The sequence below is a fragment of the Nocardia amamiensis NBRC 102102 genome (assembly GCF_001612745.1).
GTDB classification, from domain to species: domain Bacteria; phylum Actinomycetota; class Actinomycetes; order Mycobacteriales; family Mycobacteriaceae; genus Nocardia; species Nocardia amamiensis.
This window is the reverse complement of record NZ_BDBA01000065.1, coordinates 1-11,452: the sequence shown is the minus strand read 5'-3', so window position 1 is coordinate 11,452 and position 11,452 is coordinate 1. Positions and strand designations below refer to the sequence as shown.

The window sequence follows — 11,452 nt, the reverse complement described above, 5'->3', positions numbered from 1 at the left end:
GCAGGCATGAGCGAGAACGGACGCCCCGTCACCACGGGTGACCCGAGCGCGGAGGCGGTCGACGGGCCTCCGGCAGGACTGTTGCTGCGTGTCGTACGCAGGCAGGAGTTCGCCTTCGCTCTGGTCGGTGTGTGCAACACCCTGCTCGGTATCGCGCTGACCGTCGCGTGGCTGGCCGTACTGGGTGACGCGTGGCCACCCGCCGTCTCGGTCATGCTGGCCTATGGCATGGGCATCGTCGTCGCTTTCGTCCTGCACCGGACCTTGGTGTTCCGGGTGCGTGGCCGGGTGCTGCGCGATTTCGCCGGGTTCGTCGTGGTGAATTCCGGTGGGCTGCTGATGAATACGGTGCTGCTCTCGCTGGCGGTCGAGGTACTGCATCTGCCGCGGATTCCGTCCGCGGTGGTGGTGATGGGTCTGGTCGCGGTCGCCAGCTTCTTCGGCCATCGCTACATCTCGTTCCGGCGCCGCTCCGAAGTCCGGTCCGCGGGGGCGGCGGGGTAGGGCGCACAGTCGTTCCGACCGGTACCCGCGCCCGCTGCGGTCCGGCCCGCGGATGCGTCGCTTCCCGGCACGGTCCGGCCGGGGTAGCGGGGTGTTGCCTGTAGGGTCTGTGACTCGTGGCCGAACGTAGAACCTTCGCTTCGCGAGAAGTCCTGATCTGGGGCATCGTCACCGCGCTCGGTGTGATCGCGGGATACGGCGCGGTTCTATTCGCCAACGTCCGGCATTTCTATACCGACGACACCGAGTCGCAGTACGCGCCGCTATGGGTGATGCTGGGTCGATACCTGCGCGAGGGACGGTTTCCCGCGCTCGTGCCCGAGCACTGGATGGCGGGCAACTACACGATCGAAGAGGCGGGCCTGCTCAATCCGCCGCAGCTGCTGATCGATCTGATCGCGCCGTCGGTCGACAACCTCGCGCTGTACGCCACCGTGGTGAAACTGATCTTCGCGATCATCCTCGGGCTCGGCGTCTATCGGATCTGCCTGGCCTACGCGGCGAAGGCGCCCTGGGCGGCGGTCGCGGGCGTCGCCATTCCCTTCACCGGATGGCTGCTGTTCTTCGACGAATCCAGCTGGATGACCGCGTTCACCGGCACGGCCTGGCTGGCCCATGCGTGGGCTTCCGGAGTGCGGTACGCCCGTGGGACCAGCGGGCCGATCCCGACGTTCGTCTTTCTGTATCTGGCCATCTCGGTGCAGTACATCTTCCCCGCGGTCGAGGCCGGTCTGATGGTCGGCGCCGTCGCGATCGGCGAATTCGTCCGTCAGAAGGCGTGGCGGCCGTCGCTGCGCTTGCTCACGGTGGCCGCCTGCGCCGCGCTGGCCGGTTCGGCGACGTACGTGCCGAGCATGCTGTCGGCGAAGGTGACCTGGCGTGGCACCGCGCAGATCAACAACGACCAGTTCTTCACCGTGCCGTGGTCGGAGTCGCTGAACGCGAGCCTGCCCAGTACGTTGCCCGCGTTCAACTCGTGGTGGGGCTACGTGCAGCCGATGCCGGTGGTCTACATCGCCTGGTTCCTGATTCCGGCGCTGCCATTCGTGGACTGGCGCAAGGCGCTCGACTCGGCGCGCGAGCTGGTGGCGCCCGCGCTGTTCGCGGCGATGGCACTGATGTGGACCGCGGGTCCCGGCGCGATCGGTCCCTTGCGCTGGCCCGCCCGCGTCCTGCCGATGGTCGCGCTGGGCCTGCTGGTGCTGGTATGCGTGCTGCTCGGTCGTTTCGCGTCGTTCGACGACTGGCGGCGGCGTGGTATCGCGGCGGCGGTGCTCATCGGTCTGTTGTGGGCGCGATCGTTGTCCGCGGCTCCGCACGAGGCGATCGGGCATGTCGTCGCGGCGCTGGGCGTCGCCGCGCTCGGAGCGGCTGTGGTCTGGCTGGCCCGTAGCCGCGGTGTGGCCGCCGCGTGCGCGCTGGTGATCGCGTCGGTGTTCCCGATCGCCTATGCGCAGGTGTGGGCGGCTCAGCCGACGCCGATGGGCTGGAATCTGCCGGAGAACCGATCGGAGATGAAGGCCGCGTTCCCCGATTTCCCCGGGACCACACTGCAGCTCGGCGACCGCATGCTCATCCCGCCGGACGAGCGGAGCCTGCGCGGCGCGTACGGGTCGCTGGTGTTCGGCAACTATGCCAAGGATCTCGAGCTGACGTATGTCAGCGGTTACACCCCGAACGGGCATTACTGGTTCGGCGAGACGCTGTGCATGCGCTGGGACACCAGCGTCTGCCCCGACGCCTACCGGCGCGCCTTCGCGACCGAACCGACCACCGGCAAAACCATCGTCGATCTGATGAAGATCGACCGGGTGGTGCTGCATCGCGCCCTGTACCCCGACGTACGCGAGCAGCCCGCGCCATCGGGCTGGACCTGGGTCGACCACCCGGGACACGAAAAGTACATCTCGGTGCTGGAACGCAGCGACGGCCTGATCTCCACTCGGAACGGCCGAATCGCGGCCGTCCAGGGCGGAACCGCGACTTCGCTCGCCGAATCGGATACGACCAGCCGCGTGCGAGTGAGTTCGGCCGATGGCGGGCGGGTCGTCTTCGCCCGGCTCGGGTGGCCGGGCTACCGCGTGACGCTCGACGGTCGCGAGATCCCCGCCACACTCGTGGCGAAAACGTTTGTGGCCGTGGATATTCCGGCTGGCACGACGGGCAGCGAGCTGGTGCTGACCTGGCGGCCGCCGGGCTGGCAGCTGGGTGTGGCCGCGGCACTGCTGGGCTTGGCCGGTGTCGGTGTCCTGGAATGGGCCTACCTGCGCGGCAGGCGCCGGACGGACCGCCCGGCCGACGGGACCGATGAGCCCGCGCTATCCGATTCGGCGGCCACCCCGGAGCCCGATCTGGCGGACGCTGTCCGATGAGCGCGGGCGCAGCGGCGCGGGCGCGGATCCTGCGGCGTCTCGACGCCACGAACGCAATGGAGCCTCTTTGCACGTCAGCGGCAAACGACATCGCCGCGGATCCGGGGCCGTTACTGCGACTGGTGCGACGCCAAGAGATCGCGTTCGCGGTCGTGGGCATGGTGAACACCGGGCTCGGCATGGCCCTGACGGTGATGTGGCTGGTACTGCTCGGCAACCGGGTGCCCGCCGCCGTCGCGCCCGCCGCGGCCTACGGCGTCAGCGTGATCGTGGCGTTCGTCCTGCACCGGACTTTGGTCTTCCGGGTGCGTGGTCGGCTGGTCCGCGATTTCGCCGCCTTCGTCGCGGTGAACTCCGGCGGGCTGCTGATGAACATGGTGCTGCTCCAAATGGGAGTCTCGGTCCTGCATCTGCCGAGCATCCCGTCCGCTATCGGGGTGATGGCGCTTGTGGCGGTCGCGAGTTTTTTCGGGCACCGTCACATCTCGTTTCGCCGCGCACCCGCCACGGACGGTTCCCGATCCGATTCGACCGGAAGGTAGGTTTCCACGTATGCCTGAGCACACCACCTTGGACGCCACACTGCTGAGCCTGCTGGCTTGCCCGCAGGACAAGGGCCCGCTGCGGCTGGTCCGTGCCGCGGACGGCAGCTCGCTGCTCTACAACCCGCGCCTGCGCCGGGCATACCCCGTCGAGAACGGCATTCCGGTGCTGCTCGTCGACGAGGCCAGAGACGTCACCGACGCCGAACACGAAGCGTTCACCGCGCCGGAGGCCGGCATCTGACTCCTGCGCGCGTTCTGCTGAACCTCTCTCTGCCCGCTCCCCGGACCGCGAGGTCGACGCTCGGCAACGGATGAGTCACGTTCTTCAGGTTCGTCGACCCTCCGAAGCCGGGTCCGCCATGATCATTTACACCTCGCGACGGTCCGTACGCTCCCGCGTCGGGCGCTCGAACCAGCCTGCTGAGCAATACAGGGGGCGTAAGGGGAGAGAGGTCGGGAAACGTAATGAGCAGCTTGCGTTTACGTAACTGGACAGCTCGATGTGTGATCTCCTGCGGTGTGGTCGCGGCGGGGTTTGCCATGGCCGCCCCCGCACCCGCCGAACCGCTCTGGCCGGGTGGCCCGGACATCCCCGGTCTGCCCGCTCTGATTCCGCCACCACCACCGCCGCCGGCCGTGGCACCCTGTTCCACCGCGGCCCGCGCGTGTATGCGGCTGTCGACCGACGAAGCCTGGCTGATGGACGGCGGCCGGGTGGTCTACGGTCCGACGCCGATTTCGCACGGGATGCCGGGATACGAGACGCCACCCGGGGTCTTCAAGGTGTCGTTCAAGAAGGAATTCCACTGGAGCACGATGCACAACGCTCCGATGGAGTACGCGATTTTCTTCAACGGCGATATCGCCTTCCACGTCGGCCCCATCGAGAAGAAATCGCACGGTTGCGTCCGGATGACACATGAAGGCGCCAAGGCGTTCTACGAGTACTTGTCGCCCGGTGACATCGTCGAAGTCGTCGAATGACCGGCCGTGGTGATCGCGGAGGTCACCTGGCCGCCGGTACTTGCCCGATGTCCCCGGTCAGATAGCGCTGCAGCGTCGGACCGACGGCGGCGACCACGTCGGACGCCGCCATGGAGGCAAGCGGTTCGACGCCGATGATCTTGCGACCCACCAGCACCCCGATCATCTGCGACGCGACCAGCGCGACCCGGGTGCGACCGTCGTCCTCGGGGGTAGCGATCCGGTGGCGGACGCGTTCGAGCACGACTTCCAACAGGAATGTCCTGGCCAGGGCCGGGTCGTCGCTTCCGGCCAGGATGCTGCGCACCGCCGCGACGATCCCCGGTCCAGCGGGGGAGTCCCACACCGCGACGACGGCGCGAAGGATGGTTTCGCCCAATTGATTCAGCGGCGCCGACTCGATGATCTTCAGTGTCGCCTCCGGGTCGACCGGCAACTCGACCACCGCGGCGAAAAGCTGTTGTTTGGTGCCGAAGTAGTGGTGCACCAAGGCCGGATCGACCCCGGCGTCGGTGGCGACCGCGCGAATCGAGGTCTTGTGGAAACCGGTGTCGGCGAACCGCGCGCGGGCGGCCGCGAGGATGGCCTCGCGGGCGCCCGACTGTCCCGGCCTGCGACCGCTGCGGGTGGGCCGCTCGGCGCCACCGGAACCGTTGCCTGCTGTCACGCGGTCCGCCGTCGTAGCGTCGCCGCGCCCAGGATCAGGGCGACGATCGCGAATCCGGCGACGACGGCCAGGTCGCGCCACATCTGTCCGGTGACCTCGGGATGGGTCGAGACCTGTTGCAGCGCATCGACCGCGTAGCTCAACGGCATCACGTTGCTGATCACCTCCAGCCAATCGGGCAGCTGGTCGCGGGGAACGAGCAAGCCGCACAGGAAGATCTGCGGCGCGACCACGACCGGCATGAACTGTACGGCTTGAAACTCCGTGCGCGCGAACGCGCTTGCCAGCAGCCCGAGCGCCACCCCGCAGATCGCGTCGACCACCGCGATCAGCACGATCCAGCCGGGACTGCCCGCCGCGTCGAGCCCGAGCAGACCGAAGGACACCAGGCAGGCGACGGTGGCCTGCGCGGCCGCGGCCAGCGAGAAGGCGGTGCCGTATCCGGCGAGCAGGTCGAGTTTCGACAGCGGCGTGGACAGCAAGCGCTCCAGCGTGCCCGAGGTGCGTTCGCGCTGCATGGCGATCGCGGTGATCAGGAACATCACGATGAACGGCAGGATGCCGAGCATGCTGATGCCGACCCGGTCGAACAGCGGGACCGGGTTGAGCGGGTTGGCCGGGGTGTCCTTGTAGATGAAGTACAGCAGCGTCATCAGCAGGGCCGGAACCACCAGGATCATGGCGACGGTGCGGTGGTCGTTGCGCAGCTGCCGCAGGATGCGGCCGGTGGTCGCGGCATAGGGCCGCAGCGTTGGCATCCGCCGCGGCGCGGCTTCGAGGGTGGCGGTCATGCGTTCGGTCCCATCGTGATCAGGGTGAGGAAGGCGGTCTCGAGGTTCTGTTCGCCGGTCCGTGCGCGCAGTTCGTCCGGGCTGAGCTGGGCGAGCAGCCGCCCTTCGCGCATCAGCAGCAGCTGGTCGCAGTGCTCGGCCTCGTCCATGACGTGGCTGGACACCAGCAGCGTCGTCCCGTTCGCCGCCAATTCGTGGAACTGCTTCCAGAGTTCGACGCGCAGGACGGGGTCGAGCCCGACCGTCGGTTCGTCCAGCACCAGCAGATCGGGCTGGGCGACCAGCGAGCATGCCAGCGAGGCCCGGGTCAGCTGGCCGCCGGACAGTTCGTCGCCGCGCTGGTGGGCGTTCTCGCTCAAGCCCACTGCCGTGATCGCGTCGTCCACGTCGGCGCGATCGCGGCCGTAGAGCGCGGCGAAATACGCGACGTTGTCGCGGACACTGATGTCGGGGTAGATGCTCGGCGCCTGGGTGACGTACCCGATCCGGTGCCGCAACGCCGCCGAGCCCGCCGGGAGACCGAGGGCGGTGACGTCCCCCGCTTCGACGATCTGGGTGCCGACGACGCAGCGCATCAGCGTGGTCTTGCCGCAACCCGATGGGCCGAGCAGGCCGGTGATCGAGCCGCGCGGGATGGTCAGCGAGACATCGTGCAGTACTTCGCGGCCGCCTCGGCGGACCCGCAGGGCCCGGACTTCGATGGCGGGAGAAGAGGTGGATTGCGACACGCGCGCCTCAATTCATCGAGTGTTGAATTCACTATGTGATGAATTTAGCGCGGCCGCGGCCGACCGGCAAGAGTGTCCGGGCGTGGAAAATCAGTGGCCGTGGTGGCGCGGCGGGGTCCCGGCGCTCTCGCCCGGGTTCACGACCACGAACTGGCCCATCATTCCGAGGTCCTCATGCCAGAGCAGGTGGCAGTGATACATGTAGGGCGTGTCCGGATCGGCCGGGCCGTCGAACCGCATGGCCAGCCGCATCGTGCCGTTCGGCGGCAGGAAGACGGTGTCCTTGGCGCCGGTCAGCGCGGCGGGCGGTGGGCCGTCGTCGACCGCGAGCACCCGGAATTGCACATCGTGGACATGGAAGTTGTGCGGCATACCGTCGTTGTTGCGCACCACCCAGGTCTCGGCGGTGCCGCGGGTGACCCCGAAATCGATGCGATCCATCGCCATGGGCGTGCCGTTGATCCCGGCGAGGTTCAGATCGAAATGCCGTTCCCGCACCGAATCGGAGCCGTCCGGCGTGCTGGGGAGTGCCAGTGTCGCAGGGAGTTCCGGTGACGGCCGCAGCGTCTGGGCCGCGCGCAGTTCCAGGATGTCGAAGGTGTCGTCGCCGCCGGCGAACCGCTGGGTCCAGAAACCGAGTCCGGCATCGAGTTTGCCGCTGCGCAGTACCGTCCGCTCGCCGGGTCGCATCCGTACGACGATTTCGCCGCGCTCGCCCGGCGACAACCGCAGCCGATCGAGGGTGATCGGCCGTTCCACGAGGCCGCCGTCGGTGGCGATGAGCGCGAACGGTCGCTGGTCGGAGAATTCGAATGTGTAGGTGCGCGCGGTCGAGGCGTTGAGCAGACGCAGGCGGACGAGTTCGTCGCCGACGTTCCGGTACGGCGTCAATGTCCCGTTGACCATGGTTCGATCGCCGAGGAATCCGACATCACGGAATATGGCGTGGGCGGAGTCCAACGCCGCGCCTTTGAACTTCACGTCCTGGACGATCACGGGCAGGTCGTCCACGCCGTAGGTCGCGGGAAGGGGCAGGGCAGTGGACACGTCGTCGTCGAGCAGGAACATGCCCGCGAGGCCGCGCCGGACGTGCTCTTCGGTCTCACCGTGCGGATGCGGGTGGTACCACAGGGTGGCCGCGGGTTGATCGATGCTCCAGTTCGGCGTCCAGTCGGCCCCCGGCGCCACCATCTGGTGCGGACCTCCGTCCATCGCGGCGGGTAGATGCATCCCGTGCCAGTGCACGGTCGAGGCCTCCGTCAGGTTGTTGCGGACGGTGACCGCCACCTTCTCCCCGCGCCGTGCCCGCAGCGTGGGCCCGAGATAGTCGCCGTTGAATCCCCACGTCTCCGTGGTCTGCCCGGGCAGGAATTCCCTTCGCCCCGACCGCATGTCGAGCTCGAAAGTGCGGGTTCCGTCGGTGTCGATCCGCGACGGAGCCAGCGGAGGGATGGCGAGTTCGTTGCGGAATTCGGCGCTGCCGACAGTGGATACGGTCGCCCCGACGTACACCCAGGTGACGCCGCCGGCGATCGCGAGAGCCAGCGACGTCACGACCGAAACCAGAACCAGGAGCAACCGCCGCCCTCTGCGCGGCCGGGAATCCGAAGACATGGCCTGACGGTAGAAATCGGCAGTGCCCCACCGCATCCGGGAGCGTCCCCATTTCCTCCCCGGTCCGCCCCTGATGCCCGAGCCGGAGTGGTCAGGGTGCGGAGTGCCCGCCTGCTGGTCAACCGTCGGGCCGGTTCGCCGGCCGGCCGCGGGCCAGGATCCGGCCGACCACCGGATTCCTCCGCTGTCGGCAGGCACCGGGATCGCCTTCGTCCAGGGCTGGGCCACCTCCATCGACCCGGTCGCCCAGGAGGTGACCGTGGGCGGAACGACTCGCCTTCTCTAGACGCTCCTCGCGGCGACCACACCGATCGGCGTGTTCTGGGTGTCCTGGGCTCAGCCGCCGCGCGCGACAACGGGGACCGATGCCAACAGCACGCGGATAACCTGGCGTGCGGCCGCCCGGGTCAGACAGGATCTCCGGCATCCTCGCGAGAACCCTGGCTGGACGACGATCCGGCCTTCAGTGGCTGCGCGCCCGTCGCGCCCATCGAGGAGAATGGCGGTCGTGTCCGCTGAAGAACTCGCCATCGAACCGCCCGCCGCCGCCCGCCGTCTGCTCGGGGCAACCCTGAGGTCGGGGCCGGTCGCGGTACGGATCGTCGAGGTCGAGGCGTACGGGGGAGACCCTGCCGGGCCGTGGCCCGACCCGGCTTCGCATTCCGGGCGCGGGCGGACCAAGCGCAACGGCGTGATGTTCGGTCCTGCCGGGGTGCTGTACGTCTACCTGAGTTATGGCATGCACACCTGCGTGAACGTGACGAGCGGACCGGACGGCACCGCCAGCGCCGTGCTGATCCGCTCCGGCGAGGTGATCGATGGACTGGAGACGGTCCGAACTCGGCGTCCGGCCGCCCGTTCCGATCTCGACTTGGCCCGTGGCCCAGGCAATTTCGGTACCGCACTGGGAATCACATTGAGCGACTATGGAACCCTGCTGTTCGATCCGTCCTCCCCGATCCGGCTGGAGTTGAACGGCCCGGTCGAGACCGCCGAGATCGCCAGCGGTCCCCGAGTGGGGGTGAGCACCGCAGCGGACGTGCCGTGGCGGTTCTGGCTCTCCGGCTCCCGCGCGGTGTCGGTCTACCGGCGCAGTCCGCGTGCGCCCCTGTCGACCGCGAAGGCCCTGTAGCCCCCCGGCTCTGGCGCCGTTCCCGCTGGTGCTCGCCGTGGTGTTCGCCTGGATTGCCTACCAGCGCCGCGACGGCGTCGCCGCCCTGCGGGAAACGTTCACCCGCTGAATGCGGCATCAGCGACGACGGTCGTCGGAGTCGAGTCCGACGACGGTCCTGACGTGAGCGCAGAAGGCCCCCGCAACAGCCACGGCGCGAGGGCTCCAGCCGGTGCGAACCCCAGCCGAGTGGCTGCCACCGGCAGACGAGCGGACTGCGGGAGCGGCAGCAGTCACTCGCACGAGCTCTCCGGTGGACGGGCGGCAGCGGGTCCTGATCGCAACCCGCGCCGTCATCGCCGACGACCCGATCAGTGCACGCCGACGTTCCCGGTCGCGGCGAGTTCGATCGCTCACCGCACATGCGAATAATTGTTCGACCTGCGTCGCGTCGCGTGACGACACTGAGGCGCACACAGCACCCGCGACCTCATGCGGAAAGATAGGACGGCGTGAGCGGCGACATCATCGACGAACTGACCTGGCGCGGATTGATCGCGCAGTCCACCGACCTGGATGCCTTGCGCGCGGCGGCGGCCGCCGGGCCGCTGACCCTGTACGCCGGCTTCGATCCCACCGCCGCCAGCCTGCACGCGGGCCATCTGGTGCCGTTGCTCGCGCTGAAGCGTTTCCAGCGCGCGGGCCACCGCCCCATCGTGCTGGCCGGCGGTGCCACCGGTCTGATCGGCGACCCTCGCGACGTCGGGGAGCGGACCATGAACTCGACCGACACCGTGGCGGAGTGGGCCGGGCGGATCCGCTCCCAACTGGAACGCTTCGTGGACCTGGACGATTCGCCGACCGGCGCGGTGATCGTCGACAACATGGACTGGACCGGCCCGTTGACCGCCGTCGACTTCCTGCGCGACATCGGCAAGCACTTCTCGGTGAACGTCATGCTGGCGCGCGACACCATCAAACGGCGCCTGGACGGTGAGGGTATCTCCTACACCGAGTTCAGCTACATGCTCCTGCAGGCCAACGACTACCTCCAGTTGCGCCGCAACTACGGCTGCACGCTGCAGGTGGGCGGCTCCGACCAGTGGGGCAACATCATCGCAGGCGTCGAACTCAACCGCCGAGTCGACGGCGCGTCCGTGCACGCGCTGACCGTTCCGCTGGTGACCTCCGCCGACGGCAAGAAGTTCGGCAAGTCCACCGGCGGCGGCAGCCTGTGGCTGGACCCGGAGATGACCAGCCCGTACGCCTGGTACCAGTACTTCGTGAACACCGCCGACGCCGACGTGGTGCGCTACCTGCGCTGGTTCACCTTCCTGTCCCGGGAGGAACTCGACGAGCTGGAGCAGGCGACCGCCGAGCGCCCGCATGCCAGGGAGGCGCAGCGCAGGCTGGCCGCGGAGATGACGACCCTGGTGCACGGCGAGGGCAACACCCGTGCGGTGCAGTTGGCCAGCCAGGCACTGTTCGGTCGCGGCGAACTGCGTGAGCTCGATGACCTCACCCTCGGTGCCGCGCTGCGCGAGGCCGCGATCGACGGCGAGATCGCGCGTCTGGCGGCCGGCGAGCCGGCCACCATCGTGGATCTGCTCGTCGCGACCGGTCTGTGCGAGAGCCGCGGCGCCGCCCGGCGCGCGGTGAACGAAGGCGGGGCTTCGGTGAACAACACGAAAATCTCCGACGTCGAGTGGACTCCCGCCGAGACCGACTACCTGCATGGGAAGTGGCTCGTGCTGCGGCGCGGGAAGAAGAACCTCGCCGGGGTCTTGCGGGCAGGTGCATGAAGATCGCGGTGGCTTGAATCACATCGGTGTGATTCAAGGCCCCGCTCACACCGGCGCCGCGCCTCTGACCTGCGCAAACACCTCCGTGTTCAGGCGATTTGACGTAGCGTTATCCGCCGCGTAACTTATTCCAGGTCAGAGCGACACGGACACCGACCCGGAGCCGAGAAGCGAGGCGGAAACGCTGAGCGGAGGGACTGGGAAACGAGGTAGGACGAGGAGCGCCTGACAGGCCAGCACAATCGGATAGACCGATCGGACTTGACTTCGCTCGGTTGCTTGGTTAGGCTGGGAAAGTTGCCCCAGAGAAGATCCGGTCACTCCGGATCGGATC

The 11,452-nt window shown here is 68.3% G+C and carries 12 protein-coding genes; 8 read left to right on the top strand and 4 right to left on the bottom strand.

Annotated elements, in window-relative coordinates:
• Nucleotides 1-6 precede the first annotated feature (6 nt).
• The 5 genes from NA4_RS14830 (at nt 7) to NA4_RS14810 (ending at nt 4,405) form a co-directional block, all read left to right on the top strand.
• Nucleotides 7-504 carry a GtrA family protein gene (locus NA4_RS14830; RefSeq protein ID WP_084497102.1) on the top strand — a complete coding sequence of 166 codons (498 nt, stop codon included), beginning with the start codon at nt 7-9 and terminating at the stop codon, nt 502-504.
• Nucleotides 505-620: 116 nt separating this feature from the next.
• A complete protein-coding gene (locus NA4_RS14825) occupies nt 621-2,876 on the top strand; it encodes a hypothetical protein (RefSeq protein WP_067470201.1) in 2,256 nt (751 codons plus the stop codon).
• A complete protein-coding gene (locus NA4_RS14820) occupies nt 2,873-3,418 on the top strand; it encodes a GtrA family protein (protein WP_307188583.1) in 546 nt (181 codons plus the stop codon). The genes NA4_RS14825 and NA4_RS14820 overlap by 4 nt, the downstream gene beginning before the upstream one ends.
• A gap of 10 nt (nt 3,419-3,428) precedes the next feature.
• On the top strand, nt 3,429-3,662 hold the full coding sequence (locus NA4_RS14815) for a Trm112 family protein (RefSeq protein ID WP_067470198.1): 234 nt from the start codon (nt 3,429-3,431) through the stop codon (nt 3,660-3,662).
• 224 nt (nt 3,663-3,886) lie between these two features.
• A complete protein-coding gene (locus NA4_RS14810; protein WP_067470196.1) occupies nt 3,887-4,405 on the top strand; it encodes a L,D-transpeptidase in 519 nt (172 codons plus the stop codon).
• 22 nt (nt 4,406-4,427) lie between these two features.
• Here NA4_RS14810 and NA4_RS14805 read toward each other — a convergent pair whose 3' ends face one another.
• From NA4_RS14805 to NA4_RS14790, 4 genes are all read right to left on the bottom strand, one after another.
• Nucleotides 4,428-5,072, bottom strand: a complete 645-nt coding sequence (locus tag NA4_RS14805; protein ID WP_067470194.1) for a TetR/AcrR family transcriptional regulator — start codon at nt 5,070-5,072, stop codon at nt 4,428-4,430.
• On the bottom strand, nt 5,069-5,863 hold the full coding sequence (locus NA4_RS14800) for an ABC transporter permease (RefSeq protein WP_218022300.1): 795 nt from the start codon (nt 5,861-5,863) through the stop codon (nt 5,069-5,071). The genes NA4_RS14805 and NA4_RS14800 overlap by 4 nt, the downstream gene beginning before the upstream one ends.
• Complete coding sequence (locus NA4_RS14795) at nt 5,860-6,591, bottom strand: ABC transporter ATP-binding protein (RefSeq protein WP_067470192.1); 732 nt, start codon at nt 6,589-6,591, stop codon at nt 5,860-5,862. Before NA4_RS14795 ends, NA4_RS14800 begins: the two co-directional genes overlap by 4 nt.
• Before the next feature lie 90 nt (nt 6,592-6,681).
• On the bottom strand, nt 6,682-8,205 hold the full coding sequence (locus NA4_RS14790) for a multicopper oxidase family protein (RefSeq protein ID WP_067470203.1): 1,524 nt from the start codon (nt 8,203-8,205) through the stop codon (nt 6,682-6,684).
• Nucleotides 8,206-8,227: 22 nt separating this feature from the next.
• Here NA4_RS14790 and NA4_RS40370 point away from each other — a divergent pair, with 22 nt between their 5' ends.
• The 3 genes from NA4_RS40370 to tyrS all read left to right on the top strand — a co-directional run bounded on the left by NA4_RS40370 (nt 8,228) and on the right by tyrS (nt 11,118).
• Complete coding sequence (locus tag NA4_RS40370) at nt 8,228-8,491, top strand: hypothetical protein (RefSeq protein WP_157129015.1); 264 nt, start codon at nt 8,228-8,230, stop codon at nt 8,489-8,491.
• 213 nt (nt 8,492-8,704) lie between these two features.
• Complete coding sequence (locus NA4_RS14780; protein WP_084497100.1) at nt 8,705-9,337, top strand: DNA-3-methyladenine glycosylase; 633 nt, start codon at nt 8,705-8,707, stop codon at nt 9,335-9,337.
• A 491-nt stretch (nt 9,338-9,828) separates the two neighbouring features.
• Entirely contained in the window at nt 9,829-11,118 is a 1,290-nt protein-coding gene (tyrS, locus tag NA4_RS14775) for a tyrosine--tRNA ligase (protein ID WP_067470189.1), read from the top strand.
• The last annotated feature ends 334 nt before the right edge of the window (nt 11,119-11,452 follow it).